Below are 21,983 nucleotides of genomic sequence, written 5' to 3' on the forward strand. Positions count from 1 at the left end.
TCCCGACCTCTAAAACAGGTAACTAAACTTAACTAAACTTAAAACCATGTTTCAGGTATAACGATAATATCGCCGGGCAATACATCGACATTTGCCGAGATTTCGCCATTCTTAATTAAATCTTCAATAAAAATATCATATTGCTTTTGTTGTCCGTTTTCGACACGAACCAATACGGCACCATTGCCATTAGCAAACTCTGTTAAACCGCCGACACGAATCATCACGTCTAATAATGTCATGTGTTGGGTATAGTTTATTGCTTGTGGCTCAGTTGCCTCTCCAATAACACGTATTTGTTCGCTAAAAGGACCTACAAAACTGTTAACAGTTACCGTTACCACAGGATCACGCAAATAAGTTGCTAGTATTCCTTCTATTGAACGTGCCAGTTCAGTTGGTGTTTTTCCTGAAACAGGAATGTCTTCAACTAATGAAGTTGTGATCATACCATCTGGTCGCACAATAAAGGTGCCCGAAACTTCAGGATTACGCCAAACAAAAATATTAACAACATCACCGGCACCAATAAGGTACTTATACGATGAAACATCAACCGTATTAGATTGATGCAATGTAGCAGGAGGTAATGTAGGTGAACTACAACCTGTTATTATGTAACTTAGTGTGAAAAATAAAATTGCTTTTATTGTATTAGTCATACGTTTTTCCATGGTATCAACCTTCTTATTTACAACTGTTTTTGGTGTAAGCTATCAGATTGTATTTGATTTTTACTAATGATGCACATTATTTAATTTCTGTAAATAGTTTGTTATTAGGCTATTTTAAATAACCTCTTGTTTACATTTATCCGTGAATCAATTCTAATATACAACTTATTTATAAAAACTATATGTCGCTGGTTTATTTTCTCATCGAAAGGAATTTCTTGACCTTATGTCTAGCCCTAAATTTCGTGACTTGTCTGCCGGAAGTAAGTCTCTGGTTTTAATCGAGTTTATTTGCTTTGCGGGAGCACTATTACTTAGTGTTTATCTAAATAGTATTTTTCAGTTGGTTTCGCACCAAGTGTCGCAAATAGCAATTAATGTTGTTTTTATACATGCTATTGTTTTTGCTCTGGTTGTCCAGTTGTCGTCATTAGCTATGGGGCTTTATAACTCTAAATTAAGGGAAAGTTTTCGTGGTGTTGTAAGGCGCTTATTGGTTTCTGTCGCTATTGGCTTTTTTATAGCGTCTTTAATTAACCCTTTTTATGGACAGGGGGCATTAGCAATAGAGTTACTAGCAATATCATCATTAATGAGTTTAATTTTTGCTAGTGGGGTTAGATACTTAACATTACAAATTGACTTCTTTGGTTTTAATAAGCGTAATGTACTTGTATTAGGAGCAGGTGAGCGTGCTTCAATTATCGAGAAGCGAATGCGACGAGATGTTGATCGACAAGGTTTTTTCATGCATGGCTTTGTCATCATGAATGGCGATGCAGAAAACGGTATTATCAATGAGAATAGAATTACTCTTGACGGTTCATTGGTTAATTATGCCTTAGAACATGAAATTGATGAAATTGTTGTAGCAAATGATGAACGCCGAGATAATTTGCCTGTAGATGAGCTTTTTGCATGTAAAATTCGCGGTGTAGAAGTTACAGAAATATTAGACTTTATTGAGCGTGAGACAGGACAAATAGCTGTTAACTTAATTTATCCAAGTTGGGTTATATATTCAAATGGCTTTGCTTCTGCGAATCATCTTCGCAATACACTAGATTGGATTTTTAATGCCAGTATGGCATTTGTTTTATTACTTCTTACTTGGCCTGTTATGCTGATTACAGCAATTTTAATTAAGCTTGATGAAGGAATGAAAGCACCAATTTTTTATTTTCAGGAGCGTGTCGGTTTAGATGGGCAGGCTTTTAATATCATTAAATTTAGAAGCATGCGCATAGATGCAGAGAAAAATGGTGCACAAATGGCCTCTGAAAATGATGATAGAACCACAAAAATTGGTAAATTCATTCGTAAATACCGTGTCGATGAATTGCCTCAAATATATAATGTTATGCGCGGTGATATGGGCTTTGTAGGTCCTCGCCCTGAGCGTCCTGAATTTGTTCAGCAACTTATAAAAAACATTCCTTATTATAATGAAAGGCATAATGTTAAACCTGGGCTGACCGGTTGGGCTCAGCTTAAATACCCATATGGCGCAACTCAAGAAGATTCATTAGAAAAATTAAAATATGATTTGTACTACATTAAGCATCGTAGTTTTATGTTGGATTTACTGATCTTAATTCGTACTGTGGAAATTGTATTGTTTGGTAAAGGTAGATAACCGAACGTTTTAATTGACCAAGCAAGAAAAGGACATGCTTTGAAAGTTTTACATGTATTAGAGTACTCAAGACCAAATATTAGCGGTTATTCATTGCGATCTGATGCAATTATTCGTCATCAACGTGAAATTGGGCTTGAAACTGCACAATTGACAAGTCAACGTTACCAAGAATTTAAAAATCTAGAGGAAGATGTTGACGGTGTTCTCTATCAGCGAACCGAGCGCTCTAATTCATTTTTGAGCCGAATACCTGTTATCGGCTATTTTGAACATATTAACCATTTAGCTAAGCGCATAGAAAAAGCTGTTATAGCCGATACTCCAAACATCATCCAAACTCATTCTCCCATGTTCAATGCGTTAGCCGCCATTAAAGTTGGCAGGAAATACAATATTCCCGTGTGTTATGAGGTTCGAGCCCTATGGGAAGATGCGGCGGTTGATACTGGTAAAACAAAAGAAGGCAGTATTAAATACCGAATAATTAAAGCTATTGAGCAAAGCGCATTTGAAAAAGCAGATGCGGTAAGTTGTATTTGCCAAGGGCTAAAAAATGATTTGATTAAGCGTGGCATTCCAGAAAATAAATTATATGTGACACCTAATGCGGTTGATATAGCTAATTTTCAACCTTCAACTTCGCGAGATACAGAGCTTGAACAATCATTGAACTTAGCTGGGAAGAAAGTTTTGGCATTTGTTGGAACGTTCTTCAAATACGAAGGCTTAGCTTATGCCATTTCGGCAATGCAAAAAATTGCTAAACAACGTAGCGATATTCATTTGTTATTGGTTGGTGCTGGGAATGAGCTTGAGAATTTAAAGACGCAGGTCGTTCAATCTGGTTTGGAAAGTGTGGTGACTTTTGTGGGCCGCGTGCCATTTGAAGAGGTTAGTCGGTATTATAGTTTAGCAGATTTGATGGTTTTTCCACGTGAAAGTATTAGGCTAACAGAGTTAGTTACACCACTAAAACCGTTAGAATCTATGGCCCAATTTAAGCCCGTACTTGCCTCGGATATAGGCGGCCATCGAGAGCTCATTAATGACAATAGTACTGGCTTTTTGTTTGCTGCTGATAGTGCCGATGCTATGGCTGATAAAATTTTGACTATTATTGATGATGATGAGTTACTTCAACAAGTAAGTGAGGCAGGGCTGAATTTTGTACGTGAAGAACGCAACTGGTTAAATACTGCAAAACAATATCTGCCTGTTTATCAGCGATTAAGTAGGTAGCTTAATGAATAAGTCTAAAAGCTTGTTGGTTATTACAAACCTCTATCCTGTGCCTTGGGCACCTAATAGAGCGAGTTTTAATAAGCAACAGTTTGACTTAATTGCAGAATCTATGCCGGTTAACATCATTGTTTTAGTTGCTTGGAAGGAGTGGCTGAGTAATCGCGTAGATTGTAAGTCTACTGAAAAAATAAAGTATTGCCCTTATTTTTATTTACCTAAATTTGCACGAAGGTTAGTGCCAATTTTTCAGTTTATTTCTTTATTTTTTTGTCTGCCATGGATTAGAAAAAAACAGCCAAGGGCGGTGCTTGCTTCTTGGGGCTTTCCTGATGCAGTTGCGGTTGCAATGCTTAATTCAATTCTGAAATTACCTTTCTTTGTCAAAGTTCATGGTACGGATGTAAATGAAAATAGCAGGTATCATGCACGAGGTAAGTTAATGAAAAAATGGCTGAATAAAGCCGCTACGATTTTTTGTGCAAGCCAGGCTTTAGCTGAAAGTTTAGCTAAAGTTGGCGTTGAAAAAAAACGTTTGAAAGTTAATTACAATGGTGTAAATCCTAGTATTTTTTATCCAGTTAAAAAGTCGTGTCAAAGTAAGTACTTTGTTTTCGTTGGTAGCCTTATTAAAACAAAAGGCTGTAACGAGTTATTAGCGGCTTTTATTGCATTACTAAAAACACAGCCAGAATGTAAACTAGACATTATAGGCGAAGGTCCATTAAAACAGCTGCTTGAAGAAGAAATTGGCAAAAATAATGTTAATAAAAGCGTGCGATTATTGGGGTCATTACCTCTAGTTGAAGTGGCAGCTGCCATTAGAGAAGCAAATGTTTTAGTGCTACCAAGTTACCGAGAAGGCGTACCAAATGTTTTACTGGAATCGTTTGCAAGTGGCACCCCGGTCATCGCGACAGAGGTTGGTGGCATACCTGAAGTTATTAATAGCGACGTAGGGCTTACGATTCCTGTGAAAAATGAGCAAGCATTGACTTCTGCCATGGAAAGCGCACTTGCGAAAGTGTGGTCGACAGAAGAAATACTAACTCATGCAAGCCAATTTGACTGGCAAAAGAATGTTAGTTTTGTACTAAAAGAATTAGGTGATGAATGAAATTCTTGATAAGTGACGTGAAGCAAAAGCGGCGTGTCTTTAACTCTGAAGGTTATCAAGTGTCAATGATGCGCACTTTATTGAGCGATGGAACTTCAGCTAATATGCTATATCGTGTCACCAGTTGGTTTATGAAATATCGATTAGCGCCTTTAGCCATAGTAACTATTTGGTTAAACCGATTAATCAACGGCTGCATGATAGGTGCGAGTGCTAAATTTGGCGAAGGCTTAGTAATTATGCATCCTGTAGGGGTTGTGGTTAATTCGAAAGTAACTGGCGGTAGAAATATCGTTGTTGAAAGTGGTGTCGTAATTGGCGATGAAAAAGGCCATGCGCCAATATTAGGTAATGATATATTTATTGGTGCTGGCGCAAAAATTATTGGTGGTATTACAATAGGTGACAGGGTGAAAATAGGGGCGAATGCGGTGGTAGTAAAAGACGTACCAAGTGATGTTACTGTGGTAGGTATCCCAGCGAAAATTATTAAAAGAGGTGCGCAATAATGCTGTTACTATTTTGGCTATCTGTTGTGGCACTGCTGTATTCTTATTTTATATTTCCGCTAATTTTACGAATCTTTGTTACACCAAAGCCTGTATCAAGAGTACAGCCTGAAAATCTTCCTTCGGTTGATATCATAATTGCCGCATATAATGAAGAGGCTTGTATAAAGGCAAGAATTGAAAATGCTTTATCACAAGACTATGCAGGTGAATTGCAAATTCTCGTTGCTTCAGATGGCAGCCAAGATAGCACAGGCCAGATCATAGACTCCTTTGAAGATATTCGAGTTAAAGCATTTAATTTTGAAGTCAATCGGGGAAAAATATCTGTATTAAACGATCTAGTAGCTAAATCTACGGCAGATTTATTGGTTTTTACTGATGCTAATACAGACTTTAACTCTGATGCTGTAACCATACTTGTGGAAAGTTTCAGTGGCAATGTAGGGGCGGTTTCAGGGGAGTTAATCTTAGAAACGGAAGATGGTAATCAGAATCTAGATGGGCTTTACTGGCGATATGAACAATTTTTGAAAAAATGCGAGTCAGAACTAGGTAGTTTATTAGGCGCTAATGGGGCTATTTATGCATTAAAGCGAGAACTATATTTGCCATTACCTACAGATACTATTGTCGATGATTTTTGTATCGTGATGAATGTGAAAAAGCAAGGTTTTGACGTGCTTTATAATGACCAAGCGATTGCTAAAGAAGAAGTAGCTCCGTCACTTGAAGATGAAGTAGGACGACGTATACGGATAGGTGTAGGAAATTATAAAGCGTTTTTTGCTAACCTATGGGCATTATCACCTAGCCAAGGATTGTTGAGTTGGTGCTTTTGGTCACATAAAGTATTACGTTGGTTTGCACCACACCTGCTACTTTTAGCTTTAATAAGTAATGCAATGTTATTAGATATAGGTTTTTTTAGGTTAACTTTTATTGCACAAGTTCTATTTTATGCCATTGCATGGCATGGTCAGAAAAAAATTCATAAAGGACAAAAAGTACGAGGCATTGTTGCCATTGTAAGTTTTTTTGTATCTATGAACGTTGCTTTAGGGCAAGGGTTTGTTCGTTTTTGTAAAGGTCACAAAAGCGGTGGATGGAAACGCACGGCTCGCGGAGGAGAAGCGAAGTAATGATGACATTTTTCATAGTATTGGCCATTGTATTTATAGGTTTGTTTTGGCAAGTTCTCAAATTTAAAAACATGGATGTTTGGTTTTTCTCTTACATTAAACAAATTTTTAGCCGACCTAAAGTGAATGGCCCTGTTCATGTAATGTTTTGTTTTGTTGATCACTATGAGCCGCAATGGAGAAATGATGATATTGAGGTCGAAAGAGCGCGTGTAGATCGCTGGTGTAAAGATTACCCCTTAATGGCCAGTCAACATAAGGATGCCGATGGGCACATGCCAAAACACTGCTTTTTTTATCCTGAAGAAGAATATCGCCATGAACACTTAGCTAAGTTATCCGATTTGTGCTACCACGGATATGGCGAGATAGAAATCCACCTACACCACGATAATGACACTGCTGAAAACTTCAGTACAGTTATGACTGATTTCGCGCATAAACTGCATTATGAACATGGTGCTTTACCAAAGCATCCGGAAACAGGGCAAATAATGTATGCATTTATTCATGGTAATTGGGCACTCGATAACTCTCTGCCAAATGGGCACATGTGTGGTATTGATAATGAGCTGGCATTGCTGAAAAAAACAGGTTGTTATGTTGATATGACTTTACCTTCAGCACCAAGCCCTGCGCAAACACGTAAAGTAAATTCTATCTATTATGCCACCGGTGTTGATGGTAAATGCAAAAGTCATGATACTGGCATAGACGTAGAAGTTGGGAAAAAAGCGTCTGGCGATTTAATGTTAATACAAGGACCACTTGGTATTAATTTAAAATGGAGAACTGCTAAGGGTTTGCCACATATTGAGAATTCGGATGTAAGAAAGGCGATGCCACCGATGAAAACTCGTATAGATCAGTGGGTGAATTCTCATATCCATGTAAAAGGAAAACCTGAATGGATTTTTATTAAAATTCATACCCATGGCACGCAAGAAGGTGACATGGAAACACTGCTCGGGCAACCTAGGCATGACATGCACAGTTACTTAGAAACTAAATATAATGATGGTGAAAACTACATATTACATTATGTTTCAGCGCGTGAAATGTATAATATTGTAAAGGCTGCAGAAAATAATGAAATTGGTGATCCCAATCAATATCGAGATTATATACTTGCTAAGCCAGAGTTTATGAGACTATAAACTATGTATCATCGTTTCCAAGAACTATTAAGCAAATTGTTATTGTATACCAAGGTAACAGAGCAACTTTGGAAACGATTACCGGGCGGGCTATATGTTTTTAACTATCATAGAGTCGGTGTTGCAGAAGCGAGCGACTATGACCATGCCATTTTCTCTTGTACTAGCGAAGCATTTGATGAGCATGTATCCCAGTTAAAGAAAAATTTTACAATTATTAATTGTGCCGAGTTAGCTACATTGCTTGAATTAGGTACATTAACTAATAAGCGATACGCTATCATTACTTTTGATGACGGCTATATTGACAACTACACGAATGCTTTCCCGATTTTAAAAAAGCATAATGTTTCAGGCAGTTTTTATATTGCTACAGATTTTGTTGATTCAAACCATATTCCCTGGTGGGACGAAATTGCTTTCATTTTAAGAAATTCATGCGGTCAAACATATCAGTTGCCATCATCGAACTCTACTTTCGTGCTTGATAAAAAAAGCATTAATCAAACAATACGAAAAATCATGAATGCTGCAAAGTTATTGCGCAATTATAGTATTTTGGAGGTGCTCGAAGATATCAGAGCTACGTTCCCTAAAGCGGTAGAGAAATTACAGCTATCTGAGCCCCAGCTATTTATGGATTGGTCGCAAATTAATGAAATGGCCACTTCCGGTATGGAAATTGGCTCTCATACGCTCAGCCATCGTATTTTATCTCAGTTGAGTAAAGAAGAGCAAAAGCAAGAAATTTACAATTCAAAAGTATTAATAGAGAAAGTGCTTTCTAGAGAAGTCATTTCCATCGCCTATCCTGTTGGCCGGTATCACTGTTATAACCAAACTTCCTTTGAGCAAGTTAAAGCTGCAAACTATTTAATTGGTTTTAATAATGAACCAGGCTCGCATCGCTCTATTCATAACCCATTTGATATTAATCGCTATTGCGTCGCTAGAAATGATCTAAATTACCTTAAATTTGAGTGCTGTTTTAAATGAGAGAGTCTTCGCCATCCGTTATTGTGCTATCCGCAGGCCCAAACGGTTTAGGGGCAGTTAGAAGCTTAACAAAAGAAAGAGTTGTAGTAGATATTATTACGGCTAGTAGCCAAGAGCCAGTGATGAGCTCAAGGTTACCACGTAAAAAAGTAGTATTAGAAAAAGCGTTTGATGAGAATGAGCTTTTATCTTTGCTTCTTTCATGGCCAATTTCGCAACAAGTATTAATTCCAACTTCCGATTGGTATGTAGATTTCCTTGTTGCAAATCAAGATACATTGCGAGAAAAATTTAAGTTTGTTTTGCCTAAAGGTGAATTGTCGAGTCAATTTATTGATAAACGAGCAGAAGTTGAATTAGTTAAAGAGTTCGTGGATCTACCTAGCTCTATTACTCAATTACCAGATTCAGCAGAAGAGTTATTAGATATGATTGCGCTACCAATCATAATTAAACCTCGGTCAAATGAAATGAATCGTATTGGTCAGAAAAACATTCTTATTTATACCATTGAACAATTGGCCGATTTTTATCGACAGTTCGGTAGTATAGTAGATTACTGCATTGCCCAAGAAGTGATTGCTGGAAATGATGATAATTTATGGGTTTGTAATTGTGTTTTTGACCTTAAAGGAAAATTGGTTAATGCTTTTACTTTTCAAAGACTACAGTTAACTCCTCCTCATTTTGGTGTTACTTGTTATGCTGAGAGTAAAGAGAACTCAGAGGTATTGGCACAGGTAGAACGCTTGGGGTTAGGTCTAGGCTATGTAGGTCCAGCTATGGTCGAATTTAAAGTTGATGATCGAGATGGGAAATATAAATATATTGAAGTAAACCCAAGGCTAGGTTTATGTAACTACTTTGATACAAGTTGCGATAAAAATAATGTTTATGCAACTTATTGTGTCGCTACTGGAAAGCCATTTATAGAGCAGAAGCAAAAAACGGCTCGAATGTTTTTAAGTTTCTACGAAGATCTATATTCTCGTTATCGGGACGGTCAGAAAACGCCACAAATTTTCTCAACATATTTAAGTAATGCATTTAAATATCATACTTTTATGTATTTTGCATGGCGAGATCCTTGGCCTGCATTTGTCATTGGTTTTCGTCAATGGAAACGTACCTTAAGGTCAATCATTAATAAATTTTCCAAGAAGTCGAAATAATATGAATGGATTCAAAGTAATTCAACAACCTTTAGTCGCGGAACCAGAAAGTTCTAATGATAATACTATTATTGGCAACTATAACTATCAGTTAAATTCAGGTGACTGCTACACACGCACTTTGGCTGATGGTAGCTTATTTATTTTTGACGGCTATATTTTTCCTGAAAGTTTGGAAAGCCTTTCCAATGCTGTAGCATTGGGAGATTTTACGATTTTAGACAGGCTAGAAGGGCACTTTTCAGGCGTATACATTTCTGAAAAAGGGGTGCTGGCGTTTAATGACCGTTTTGGCGGAAAAACCATATATTGGCAAAACTACCAGAAACAATTAATTTTATGTTCTCGAAGTCACCTTATGCCGCTTTATGAGCTTGATGTTTGCTCTAAAAGTGCATCAGAACTTGTAGAGTATCGTTGGACCTCAAATGACAGAACGCTGCTTAGTAATATACAGCAATTAAAAACACACCATCTTGCTCATTTTTATGACAACCATAAAGTTAAACAAAAGAACTATTGGTCGCTTCCCAAAATTAAGATGGATAATGTTGCTGATATTGAAAAAATAACGGCAACCAAAAATGGTTTAGTAAATTGTTTAAAAGAAGCAAGAAAGCGTTATAGCAAAGTAGCGGTGTTTTTAAGTGGAGGTGTTGACTCGTCAATTTTAGCTGCATTAAGTAAAGATATTTTTGAGGATTGCTATTTAGTAACACCAGTATTTAAAGGGGAGGAGAATCCCGAACTTGATAATGCAAAAGCATTTGCTAAGACACTTAATTTACCTCTTCACCTAGTGGAAGTTGACCCTTTAAAGCTAGAAAAAGACCTAAAAACTTTAATTGAGCTAAAGCGTGAACCGTTAAGGCATTATAGTTCGCTTGCTATGATGGCCATGGTGGCGGCAATTCCAAAGGAATATCAAGCAATAGTCTATGGCGAGGCCGCAGATACTCTTTTTGGTTCTAATGGCATTAAACGCGTCTTGACTCATGCAAAATGGAAAAAGCAAGTAAAGTTCTTACCGAAAATTGTTTTGTCACTGCTCAAATACATTGCACCAGGGCGTGCTAATGTTTTGTTAAAACTAAAGCGCTTGTCAATGAAGGAACTTGTGCTTGCGTCGATGAAAATTAAATATACATCAAAGCAGCAAGAGCTTTTAGATGAGCTGTTAGGGCAACCACTAGATTCAGATGTTATGTGGGACTTCAAAACTCAAAGTATTTCAAGCACAGAATTAAGATATGCTACACAAGATCGAATATTATCTTGTGATGCAGGGACTCATTTTCAAGAAGCTGAGCTGATAGCACAAATTTACGACAAGCATATTATTTCTCCATTTCTAACGCCAGAAGTTGTCGACGTAGCAATAACTTTATCCCCACAACAATACTTTGGCAGTGATTATGTTAAGCCGATTTTACGGGAGCTAGCGTGTGAGTTCTTTAATCGAGATTTAATATACCAACAGAAACATGGATTTCCCGTCCCATTTGTTTCATGGCTTAAAGGTCCATTAGCTCATTTAGTAACGAGTGTCGAAACCGAAGATAGTTTTTTTGACGGCAGAGTATTCCAAAACCTAATTGTTGAAGATAATTATGAAGTGATTTGGTTAGCGATAAACTGGCAATTGCTTCGCTACATATTTGCTAAACAGCATACGTTAGAGAATAAGTTTTAATTGTTAATCAATCTTTTAGTGACAATAAATTTGGGGCTTGTCAGTGAGCATGGATGTTTAGTTGTGAAAAATGCGGTATCGAGCTTAGATGAAATAGATTTTTATGAAAGATTTTGATGTTGTTGAAATCACAAGTACTGAGCACTTCGCGGCATTTTCTGCTGATTGGGAAGCGTTTCGTCAACAATACACCGAAGGTAATATATGTTTAAGTCATGCTTGGTTACTAACATGGTGTGAACTCTATTTAACAGCTCAAGATCAACTCTCCATTTATTGTTATTTTAAAGATCAAACTTTAGTTGGTATCTTTCCCGTCTATAAGAAAAAAATATTGGCAGGTTACCAGTTACGTTTTCTTGGCGGAGGCGAAAAAGAAGCAGAAGAAATTTGTAGCGAATTTCAAGACTTTATTTTAGTCCCTCAATATAAAGATTACTTATTTAGCTTGTTTTTAGAGAAAGTGGATGCCATGCCAGATCTGGTATCACTAGCTTTTGAAAATGTTTTATCAACTAGCCTAGTTGCGAAATGGTATCAATGTTTAAATAACAAGGCTTTTTGTAATAAGTGGCAAATAACAAAAGTGTCGCTAGGAAACAGGTTTATTATTCCAGTATTATCGGATGATAGTCACCAAGCACTGGCTTTGAAGAGTAAGAGCAGTCAGCGCCAAGCTAGAAAATATATCTCGAATACAGAATGTAAAGTTCGTCAGCCAGAAAATGAACAACAAGTCGTTGAACATTTAAAAATGCTTAGCAAATTGCACAATAAGCATTGGCAAAGTCGAGGTAAAACTGGAGCGTTTGAAAATGATAAGTTTAGTGAGTTTCACCACAAAATAGCGTTAGATTTGTTCAAACTAAAGCAACTTGTCCTATTTAGTATTGAGCATCAAGAAGAAGTGATTGCAATTTTCTATGGCGCGAAAGATCGTAAAGTATTGCAGTATTACCAAAGTGGAATTGCAAATTGCCAGCAAATACCTTCAGTAGGGGTGGCTATGCATGTAGAGGCTTTAAGAATTGCGAGAACTCATCAGCTGGCAATGTATGATCTTATGAAAGGGGGTGGTAATAGCTATAAAAAGCGATTAACACGCTCTGATCACCCAGTAACGAACTTAGTGGCTTTTAAACGATATTACACTTGGCTACCATATATTTGGAAAGTTCAGTCGAAATGTCAGCGTATTTTCAAGTTTTTTAAATAAAGTAAACGTCTAATTAACATTATAAAATTGTTAAGTAATTAGGTACAATATTGTGACAAAATCAAAGGATTCGATCAGTTTAGAATGAAAGATAAATTAGCGAAGATAAAACAAATTTGGCAAATGATACGCACGATGCCAAGGGTTGAGATTAATTTAATGAGGGAAGCCTGTGAGGGAAATGACCCATTCTATGAACGTATCACAGATGAATTGTATCGCGAGGTTAATGGACGCCATCCTAAGCTGCCTATTATTCGCAAAAAAGTTTATGGCGTTGCGTTGTACCAGCTTGGCAAAGAAGCTGACAATTACTTAAAAGCTGTTGAGAGTTCGGCACGACGAAATTTTAAAAAGGCAGTGCGCAATGGTTACACGTTTCGACGTATAAATTTTAATGAGCACCTGGATGATATCTGGGATATAAGACGTTCAGCAAAAGTTCGTCAAGGTGAGATGCCAGAAGATTTTGTCACTAAACGCCCTGTGGAAGTTTGTGTTCCGCAAAGTAACTCTAAAACGCATGATTACCCTTATTTCGGAATTTTTAATAGTGATAATAAATTAGTCGCATATGCTGGTTGTATTGTCGCTGGCGAGTTAATCGAAGTAGAACATATTTATGGTCATAGTGAGTTTCAAACGGATGGTATTGTGCCTATGTTGTATATTTCCATTGCTGGTTATGCCATTACAGAGTTTCCACAGATAAAATGCTATGGCTACGGCACATTTTTAGGGGCGAGTGATACGATGAAGCGCTTTAAGAAAAAGTTTAAATTCTTGCCACATAAAGTCACTTGGAAGTTAGCCAGCAGATAATAGGGAAGCCATGTGCGTGTATTACATGTAGTAAGCAGTTTAAATGTAGGTGGTGCTGAGCGTTTTGTTATTGACTTAGCGCGACAACAGAAAAAAGCCCTGTCATTAGATGTTGGAGTGATATCTATGGGGAAAGCTGGTGAGCCTTTAGAAAATGAAATCAAGACTGCAAATATCTCACTATTTTTTGCTATAAGCATTAGAGATATTCGTAAAGTCATTAAGCACTACGACGTGATCCATATTCAAAGTAGTCATTGTTTACTTAGAGTTATGTTGGCCTCCTTAGGTTTGCCGATTAAACTGGTTTACACGCGCCACAATGAAGTGGTACATCAAGGTCTTAAATGGCAAGGAATATATTTTCTTGCCAATTTGTTACTCAATAAAATGCTTTTTGTTGCAGAAAAAGCTAAAAGCAATTATTTAAATAAATATCCTCAATACAAGTCTAAAGCTCAAACTATCTTAAATGGTGTGCTACCCATTGAAAAAAATATAGAGCGAACGTCGGTATTTAGGCTCGGTCATGTTGGCCGTTTTGTGCCACTAAAGTCACAGCATGTATTAATTAAAGCGGTTGCTGAGTTACCTATTGAAATTCAACCCAATATCGAAATTTCTTTTTTCGGTACGGGAGAGTTAATGGGGAAAAATCAAGCTATGGCAAAGTCACTTATTCCTAATACAAAAACTATATTTCATGGATTTGAAACTAATCGCGATGTTATTTATCAGTCATTTGATGCCTTAATAGTAACATCTGAAACTGAAGGATTGTCGTTAGCAATATTAGAGGCATTTGCAAGCGGCACTCCTGTTATTGCTTCAAATGTTGGTGGCAACCCTGAATTAGTTAAAGATAAAGAGAATGGCTTTTTATACGAATACGCGGATGCCAAAGCACTTGCAAAAGCCATTGAGAAGCTAATGGATGAGACAACTTATAAGGTATTCTCTGAGAAATCTCGTCAGCGCTATTTTGATGAATTTTCTATGGAAATATGTGCCTTAGAATATTTAAAGAGCTATCAGTAATTTATGAGAACAATTTTTCAAGCCTCGCTCGCTGCAATTAATTTGTATAGTGAGTATTTTCTCGGTTTATTAGTCTCTATTATTATCGCTAGAAATCTTTCTACAGAAGAATACGGCATATACTCAAGTGCCATATGGTTAGCTGGCTTAGTAACAATAGCAATTAATGCCGGTTTATCTATTACGGTGACCAAGTTTGTTGCCGAATTTAAAAAAAACAACCAGCAACAGCTAAGTAATTTACTTGCCTTTATTCGAAAGGTCTTGGTTAAACGCATTATTTTTGTTGTAGCTGTCTTTCTTTTGCTAATATTTTTTGATGTTAGTGCGGTTACTGTGCCTGTTTGGCTCATATTGGCGTTATTAGTGTGTGCGGTATTTAAGGCCACATATATTTATCAAATATCTATATTTAAGGGCTTACAGCGCTTTGATGTGCTGGCTAAAACTAGCATGATAGCTAACCCAATCAATCTATTGAGTGTTGCTTTATTCGCCTACTTTTCGCCATCAATTGAAGGTTTTTTAGTTGCTTATTGTATTGCATGTTTAGCATTCGCATTGAGCATTTTATCGTTTAAAAAACAAATGCCTCAAGGTTGCACTGATGCTCTTTTAATTGACGAAGATAAACAGCGCGTCATAGGGCAAATATATGCTGCATCTGTCATTATTTTTTTTGGCGCTTTAATTTTTAGACAAAGCCAAATTTTGGTATTGGAAGGTAGTGGCCTGTTCTCTGAAGCAGGATATTTTAATATAGCTTACATTTTAGCAACATCAGCAGTTACTTTAATTCCAGGTATCTACCAAGAGGTTTTGTTACCTAAAATAACTCAAGCGGTTGGTAATAATGGGCTAAGAAGTAATGTACTGCAAGCTCAGCGCTATTTAACTATTTTATGCCTATTAGTTTTAGTACCTGTACTAATGTATGCTGATGTTGTCATTGATATTTTATATGGTGAAAGATACCAAGAAGCTGTTTTTGCTTTGCAAGTGCTAATAATACTTAGGGTAGTAGTTGTTATCAATGATGGGGCAAACCTAACTTTAATTAGCCATGACCGTCAAAGAATTATGGCGAAAGTAAACTTTTTTCTATTCTTAATTGCCGCTGTATTGAGTTATTTAATTACACCGCAATATGGCGTTGAAGGTGCATTAGTCGTTTATGGCATTTTAATCTTCTTGTTAGTCATATTCTACAATCGAATTGCTAAAGGCGATGGCTATTGTTTAATGCCAACGAAAGTGTTCTTTTCGATAATTGGTGCCGCCGCGTTAGCGTCAATGCCAAGCATGCTTCTTAATCAATATATCTCTGGTTTATTGTCTGCTGCTATTGGTAGTGCGCTTTTTGTTTTAATATACGCTAATCTATTATTTGTTGTAAAAGGCTATGATCACTCTGTTACTTTTTTACTAGAGAAATTTGCGCCTAAAATGCCCAAGTTAGTAGAAAATTACATGTCTTGGGCTATCAATCGATTAAAGTAGACGCTAGCTTAACAGTAATGTGGCTAAGCGATTAAAGAAGTACAAGAATATAATAAAACCAAAACTAATGCCTGCAAGTTTTATAAATGGAATTGCATTTATATGTTTAGCGTGTAATTCCGGGCAATACACCCGAATATAAGTCATCATAATTGCGATATATAAATAGGGTAATAAAGCATAAGTTCTTGAAATAAAGAATATAGAGATAAGTATCCCTAACATTCCGCTCACTAATGCAATAATCTCAGTACTTCTTTTGGCATCTGTTACTGAGTATGCAACTTTAACCATGGTGTAAACTGATAGCGCTACTAAGCCAAAATAACCTATAAAGCCGACAATTCCGTTCTCAACCATTGCCAATACATAGCTATTATGAGTTGTTAAATAGTGAAAATCTAAGAAATGGTTAGCGCCAATACCAAAAACTGGGTTCATGGCTAAAAGCTCAAGAGCTAAAATCCAAGCGTAAACACGACCCATTGCACTGTGATCACCAGAGCCTAATTCAGCCATACGAGAAGGCGCAACAGCTAATAACGCCAATGCTATTAATCCTGCTGTTACATAACCTGTCATTGAGCGCTTTTTAATAATATAAAAGCATGCCAGGCCACCAATGAGTGAAAGCATAGAACCGCGTGAATTAGTCAATATTATTGTGTAGCCAATTATTAACATCGCAACGGCCCAAAAAAGCTTACGAGGTAAGGTTAGACCTTGGTAAAAAATTCGATTCATAATATAAGGCATGAATGCGATAAGCAGCATGCCTAAATCATTAGGGTCTTGTAATATGCCATACCAAATTACTTGTAATTCTCTCTGGGTCTCTCCCGTATCAGGATCTACACTGGATATTATACCACGAGAATACGGCTCTAACCCTCCCCAGTTTGCTCCAACGGTAACTTGTAAATGACATTGATAACAAATAAATAAAATCAGTCCGATAATCACAAGTATGAAATTGTCAATTTGCTTTTCTTTTGTTATAGCTGTTTGCGTTAATACAAATACAACGATTGTAGATACAAGCTGAGATACATAACTGGAGATTGTGTTGAATTGGCCATTAAAGATGTTTGAAAGGAGCATAGATGTAAAAAACCAAAGTAAAAATATAGTACTTCGATCATAGGTAAACTTTCTATTTTGGTTTATCGCAAATCCTGCCATGACAAGTAAACCAAGCAAGTTCAAAACCATATTCCAGTTAAAGTAAAGGGCGGGTATCCACTCCGCTGGTCTAATTAAATACACAACAATGGTTAGTATAAGTACAAAATATCCCATGAATTAGTTTTTCCTTTTAAGCATTAACGAGCTAACAGTGCTTGGGAATAGAAAACGCTCTAAGAACAGCATCTTGTGTATTATGTGAGAGACTAACAAACTAAAAATTATTGTCCAAATAAATGAAAGAAGCGGGTTGCTAACGAGCGGGACGACCTGAGTAATTCCTATATATATAAGTGGATGAAATATATATACCTTTAAGCTGTGTTTACCGATAAATGCGAAACCCTGAGCGAGAAACTTAGGGAGGCAATAGAACAAATTGTAGATGCCTGGAATTGCTATAAGCATAAAAACTGAATAGTAAAGTAACAATAATGGCTCTTTAAAAGAGGGGATAATTCCCCCGGCTAAAAAAAGCTTCCAACCTACGCTGTAACTTAAAAAACAACCTGATATAAAGAGGGTAATGGTGATTCCTCTTATTATAGGAGATGGTGCCATTAGTTTTTTATGTACCTTCTGGTAACAAAGACCAATGATTAGGATAAATGCAATGACATGTAAGGAAAAAGGGGTTTTAACGAGTAAATCACTATCGAGTTCACCTACAAGTAGCCAAGCGACAAGCCCGAGCAGGAAAGCGATGTAGCCTAAATTATCGAGAAATCTTCGTGTTAAATATAAAAAACATAAGCAGGGTAAAAACCAAAAATACATAAACCCCGAAGATGTTTTAATTTGCTCCGGAGACGAAAGAACTATTGCTTGAATATAATGTTTCATTGTCTCTGGGACTGCGTATGGGCGGTATAGAACCCAATTTAATATCGTCGTCAAGGTTACAAAAACAATAAACGGCCACCAGTAGGAAAAATTCTTATCTACAAACTTACTCAAACCTTCTTGCTTTAACGGCCATGTAAACGTCAGAATTAGGAAGCAACCCGCTGCAAAAGCGTCGGAAAATGGGCGAATCCAATCAAACTGTGCTGTCAATAGGTGGTTGTGTTCTAGCACAATACATAAAATTAGGAAGCCTTTAACAGCATCTAAGTATATGTCTCTAGTTTTTTTAATCGTTGACACTTTGTTCGTCATTCAATGCTAGCCTGTTTATATCATTAATAAGTATAGATAATCTTCTATGCTGCAACGCCTATAAATTCCGTGGAGCTATAATACATAGCTGATCTTGTCGCATAACTTTTACTGAGCGTTGTTTATCGTTCATAACTCGATTTTACTTCGCCGAATCCTGACTTTTTTATTACTTTTTGCATAGCAAAGTTATCTTCTCGGGTATCTATATATACCTTTGAGTATGCAGATTTTTGTTTGAGGTAAGATAAACAACTGACCAAGCCGAAAGTGGCTAAACCCTTACCTGTATATGTACCATCGGTATTGACCGGGCCTATAATACAATCACTTTTATCTACCGTGTAATGCGAACATAGACCAAATGAAATCAGTCCGTCAGATGCGATTACATCATTGTATTTTACAAAATATAAGCTATTTCGTTTTGTGATCAACTTAATAAACATTTTTATAAAATCACTAGTTAAACCATAGCGTTTGAGCAAACAAAAAAGATTTTTACATGTGCCTGAAAAAGAGTTAATAACCTCAAATTTAGCATTGTCAGCTCTTTCTAGTTTTATTTCTGGAGAATATAAGGAAATATCGAGATGGTATATATACTGCTTCATTACTGCTTTCCCTGCTTTGAAAGTTATTAGAATAAGTGGGGAATATAGTAACAATTTAGTGTTTTTGAATATAGTGATAAATCGAACAATGAATACAAATTTTTATTCTCATTATGAACGGGTTGTTTGTAAGTTATTTATTAGTCTATATTTTTTGTTATAGGCTGTAATATAACTGTCCGAATAAAAAGCTATTTTACAGAGAAAGCTCCTAACGAATGAGGAGGGGTTCTTTGCTTATTGAGTATGTCTTTTTGTGGGAATGAATTTATTTTTTCTTGTTTATTTATAATATGGTTTCTTTGCCTTGGAATTGCGTAAAAATAGACTAGTTTCTTGAATGCTTCACGGATGCTAAGAGAGCCATCTGAAAATACCTGCTTATTTGTATTCCAAGTTGGAATCTTAAGTGTTTCGTGATCGTTTAGGAGTGGATTTATGACACTTCTGTTAGGGTCATCCTGATAATTGATTTTATCAAATATTGAGCTGGGAATTTTTTTGCTGCCATTCCAATACAAATTGTTATCTAAAGTAAAGTGGTTAAGGTTATAAATAAGAGTATCTGAAAAATCAGAATTTGGCTCGAATTCACCTTGCCCCATAGTCCCAGTATTGTCAGACCAAATATTATTATATAAATTAATATTCGTAGGTTTTAGGTTTTGCCTTTCTTTTGTGATCCTAATTACGTACGCATTGCTTGGTAAATCTCCAGTAATAGTATTGTTATAAAAATTAATATCTTTAGCTCCTTTGATCATCAATGGAGATCGCATAGATAAAGGGCTATTACCTAGCATTAGATTATTGTAGATATTGATATTTTGTGCTTCAAAATACGGTTTTCCATCCTCACCTATGAGGATAAAGCCTTGCCCATGGGAACCTTGCCAATTAAGAAATATGTTCCGATGAATATTAACATTTAAAGAGCCAATTAAATCGTCTTCATGGGCATTACTATCCTTAACTACAATAAAACTAGAGGATTTTTTAGAAATTTCTCGATTACTTACGAGAAAGTCATTGAGGAAGATATTGTCAGAAATAGAAATATCTTTAACACTGTTTACATCAATATGCTCGTCAGAATCTCCTTGATTATAAAAGATGTTGCATTGAACCTTAATATCTTTTGCACCATTATTAATTTTAAGCAAGTCGTTATTGTAACTATCGTGAATTATGTTATTTCTTAATGTGATATTTGAAACCGTTTTTTTTGTGCCATAACTTCCATAGCCATCTATATGCACTAAAACAGGGCTAACCTTCTTAGCGTTGTGAGTAATTTCAAAACCCTCAATAGTAATGTTTTTTGCACTACCAACAATAGCCAATACTCTTGAGCTATGGGTGAGCTTTGCTAAATAAGGAAGCTGAGATTTAATGAGAAGTTTTTTATTAAACTCTTTTTTAATTCTTGTAGAGCCAGTATAAATACCAGGTTTGACAATAATAGTGCTAGATTCTTTGGCCTGGGAAATAGCAAACTCTATGTTTCTCCATGGTTTTAAGCGGCTGCCTGTTCCACCGTAATCATTTCCAGTTGTTGAAACATAATATATATTTTCGGTGTTATCACTGGAGGCACATAATTCTGCTTCGATACCTGAGGCGTAAGCTGATGAACAAAATATAAGAAAAAAATACGTTGAGATTAGCGCGTTTAAATATTTCATGTTTTGATGTTAACCCAAATTAAAGACTTTTACGCCTTAAAGCTAGAATTAATGATGAAGGCTAAATAATTAATTCTAGCTTTGATTATTCCCGAATCTAAGCTAGCCAGTGTAACTACTTGTATATTAGTAAACCATATCGCTTGTAATTGGCATATTTCTATTCCTATTTTAAGTCATCTATCTATAGACTATATTGCCGAGTTATTTTATTACTCAAAAAGCTGAATAAAAAAATCCGGCTTAAAAGCCGGATTTTAGTGGGATATACTTATGGTTTATACGTTGCGCTTTTTGCGACCTGCAAAACCTGTAGCAAGTAAGCCTAGACCAAATAATGCAATAGTTGTAGGTTCTGGAACAGTACTAACTCTAAATTGTGCGTCAAGTACGTTGGTTCTCTCTTCAACGGTTACAAAACCAAAACATGCAGGTTGACCATTTGAACATTCATAGTCAGCAGGCAATGTAGTTAAACCAGATAAACGAGTAGTTACGAAGTACTCAACATCGTTCCAACCAGGAATTGGACCATTAATATCTTGTAATACAAATGGAACTGTGAATTGAATGAAATCAGGACCAACTACAGGGACTAAAGGTAAATTCTCTAAACCAGTAATTTCAAAGATATCACCACAACCATTCGCATTATCACCTTGGAAATTAGCTTCACCATTTGGACAGCTTACGCCGCCATTAGGAGTTTCGAAAAAGTTAATACCAAATTCTAGTTGTGGTGCGAAGTATGGTTGACTGTTAGTTAATAATGCATCATATGCAGCGTCATCGCCTTTACCTTCCCAATCAGTAGGAATTAGTGCTAAGCCATCTAATACTGATGCACTCGTAAGAGAGTCACCTACAATTACCCAGTTTTCATGTGTAATTGCCGTACCTTGTGCCCATGCACCATCTGTAACCATAGTATCGTTAATTGGACTATCAATGCTTAGAGAGCTTTGTGGGTTGCCAGCACCCGCGGCTGGAGTACCCCATGTTAATGCAGTAGATAAAGCGTCATCGCCTGCTACGCCATTTGCCCAGTTACCATCAGTATTTAAAATATTACCTGCATTATCAGAAAGATCATTAACATCCCCCCCAGCTGAGTTACCAGTTGCAACAACATTGTCGCTAGTGATTGCTGTGTTTGACGTATCAGTATAACCAGCTTCAAAACCAGCTTGGTTAGTGTAAGCCCAGTTTGTAATAAGGTTGGCATTCGCTGTATTTGCTAGACCAGCGATAAGCAAACCTGATAGTAATTTCAATTTAGTGTTCATGCTTCATCTTCCTTAGAAATAATACAGATTTAATTCATAATTTCCTTAGTTAATGCAGAAGGTGTGCCATGTATTAAAAATCGTTTTGTTTCAATGCTTTAATGTTTCGTTGCTGGCAAGTGTGTAACAGTCTGTAAAATT

19 protein-coding genes are annotated in these 21,983 nt (G+C 36.4%); 13 read left to right on the plus strand and 6 right to left on the minus strand.

What is annotated here, in order from left to right; genetic code table 11:
- Positions 1 to 38: 38 nt before the first annotated feature.
- On the minus strand, positions 39 to 662 hold the full coding sequence (locus tag AC27HL_RS16500) for an XrtA/PEP-CTERM system exopolysaccharide export protein (RefSeq protein WP_487082146.1): 624 nt from the start codon (positions 660 to 662) through the stop codon (positions 39 to 41).
- A gap of 238 nt (positions 663 to 900) precedes the next feature.
- On the opposite strand from AC27HL_RS16500, the gene AC27HL_RS16505 reads away from it, so the two are divergent.
- From AC27HL_RS16505 to AC27HL_RS16565, 13 genes are all read left to right on the plus strand, one after another.
- On the plus strand, positions 901 to 2,310 hold the full coding sequence (locus AC27HL_RS16505; protein WP_487082147.1) for a TIGR03013 family XrtA/PEP-CTERM system glycosyltransferase: 1,410 nt from the start codon (positions 901 to 903) through the stop codon (positions 2,308 to 2,310).
- Positions 2,311 to 2,349: 39 nt separating this feature from the next.
- Positions 2,350 to 3,552, plus strand: a complete 1,203-nt coding sequence (locus tag AC27HL_RS16510) for a TIGR04063 family PEP-CTERM/XrtA system glycosyltransferase (protein ID WP_487082148.1) — start codon at positions 2,350 to 2,352, stop codon at positions 3,550 to 3,552.
- Between the two features lie 4 nt (positions 3,553 to 3,556).
- Positions 3,557 to 4,669 carry a glycosyltransferase gene (locus tag AC27HL_RS16515; protein ID WP_487082149.1) on the plus strand — a complete coding sequence of 371 codons (1,113 nt, stop codon included), beginning with the start codon at positions 3,557 to 3,559 and terminating at the stop codon, positions 4,667 to 4,669.
- Positions 4,666 to 5,178: a serine O-acetyltransferase gene (locus tag AC27HL_RS16520; RefSeq protein WP_487082150.1), complete on the plus strand. Its 513-nt coding sequence runs from the start codon at positions 4,666 to 4,668 to the stop codon at positions 5,176 to 5,178. The genes AC27HL_RS16515 and AC27HL_RS16520 overlap by 4 nt, the downstream gene beginning before the upstream one ends.
- Positions 5,178 to 6,320, plus strand: a complete 1,143-nt coding sequence (locus tag AC27HL_RS16525; RefSeq protein WP_487082152.1) for a glycosyltransferase family 2 protein — start codon at positions 5,178 to 5,180, stop codon at positions 6,318 to 6,320. The genes AC27HL_RS16520 and AC27HL_RS16525 overlap by 1 nt, the downstream gene beginning before the upstream one ends.
- On the plus strand, positions 6,320 to 7,477 hold the full coding sequence (locus AC27HL_RS16530; RefSeq protein ID WP_487082153.1) for a hypothetical protein: 1,158 nt from the start codon (positions 6,320 to 6,322) through the stop codon (positions 7,475 to 7,477). The genes AC27HL_RS16525 and AC27HL_RS16530 overlap by 1 nt, the downstream gene beginning before the upstream one ends.
- 3 nt (positions 7,478 to 7,480) lie before the next feature.
- Positions 7,481 to 8,473, plus strand: coding sequence for a polysaccharide deacetylase family protein (locus AC27HL_RS16535; RefSeq protein ID WP_487082154.1), 993 nt, complete (start codon positions 7,481 to 7,483; stop codon positions 8,471 to 8,473).
- On the plus strand, positions 8,470 to 9,645 hold the full coding sequence (locus AC27HL_RS16540; protein WP_487082155.1) for a carboxylate--amine ligase: 1,176 nt from the start codon (positions 8,470 to 8,472) through the stop codon (positions 9,643 to 9,645). The genes AC27HL_RS16535 and AC27HL_RS16540 overlap by 4 nt, the downstream gene beginning before the upstream one ends.
- A gap of 1 nt (position 9,646) precedes the next feature.
- Positions 9,647 to 11,338, plus strand: coding sequence for an asparagine synthase-related protein (locus AC27HL_RS16545; protein ID WP_487082156.1), 1,692 nt, complete (start codon positions 9,647 to 9,649; stop codon positions 11,336 to 11,338).
- Positions 11,339 to 11,441: 103 nt separating this feature from the next.
- Positions 11,442 to 12,554 (plus strand): GNAT family N-acetyltransferase, encoded by a 1,113-nt coding sequence (locus AC27HL_RS16550; protein ID WP_487082157.1) that lies wholly within the window; start codon positions 11,442 to 11,444, stop codon positions 12,552 to 12,554.
- A gap of 84 nt (positions 12,555 to 12,638) precedes the next feature.
- Entirely contained in the window at positions 12,639 to 13,376 is a 738-nt protein-coding gene (locus AC27HL_RS16555; protein ID WP_487082158.1) for a hypothetical protein, read from the plus strand.
- Between the two features lie 12 nt (positions 13,377 to 13,388).
- A complete protein-coding gene (locus AC27HL_RS16560) occupies positions 13,389 to 14,414 on the plus strand; it encodes a glycosyltransferase family 4 protein (protein ID WP_487082159.1) in 1,026 nt (341 codons plus the stop codon).
- A 3-nt stretch (positions 14,415 to 14,417) separates the two neighbouring features.
- Positions 14,418 to 15,914, plus strand: coding sequence for an oligosaccharide flippase family protein (locus tag AC27HL_RS16565; RefSeq protein WP_487082160.1), 1,497 nt, complete (start codon positions 14,418 to 14,420; stop codon positions 15,912 to 15,914).
- Between the two features lie 3 nt (positions 15,915 to 15,917).
- Here the strand turns inward: AC27HL_RS16565 and AC27HL_RS16570 are convergent, their stop codons facing one another.
- From AC27HL_RS16570 to AC27HL_RS16590, 5 genes are all read right to left on the minus strand, one after another.
- Entirely contained in the window at positions 15,918 to 17,213 is a 1,296-nt protein-coding gene (locus AC27HL_RS16570) for an O-antigen ligase family protein (protein ID WP_487082162.1), read from the minus strand.
- Between the two features lie 3 nt (positions 17,214 to 17,216).
- A complete protein-coding gene (locus tag AC27HL_RS16575; RefSeq protein WP_487082163.1) occupies positions 17,217 to 18,257 on the minus strand; it encodes an acyltransferase family protein in 1,041 nt (346 codons plus the stop codon).
- A 122-nt stretch (positions 18,258 to 18,379) separates the two neighbouring features.
- Entirely contained in the window at positions 18,380 to 18,871 is a 492-nt protein-coding gene (locus tag AC27HL_RS16580; RefSeq protein ID WP_487082164.1) for a GNAT family N-acetyltransferase, read from the minus strand.
- Between the two features lie 191 nt (positions 18,872 to 19,062).
- On the minus strand, positions 19,063 to 20,556 hold the full coding sequence (locus tag AC27HL_RS16585; protein ID WP_487082165.1) for a right-handed parallel beta-helix repeat-containing protein: 1,494 nt from the start codon (positions 20,554 to 20,556) through the stop codon (positions 19,063 to 19,065).
- A 278-nt stretch (positions 20,557 to 20,834) separates the two neighbouring features.
- Positions 20,835 to 21,842 carry a THxN family PEP-CTERM protein gene (locus tag AC27HL_RS16590; RefSeq protein WP_487082166.1) on the minus strand — a complete coding sequence of 336 codons (1,008 nt, stop codon included), beginning with the start codon at positions 21,840 to 21,842 and terminating at the stop codon, positions 20,835 to 20,837.
- Positions 21,843 to 21,983 lie beyond the last annotated feature (141 nt).

The sequence above is a fragment of the Colwellia aquaemaris genome (genome assembly GCF_057548755.1).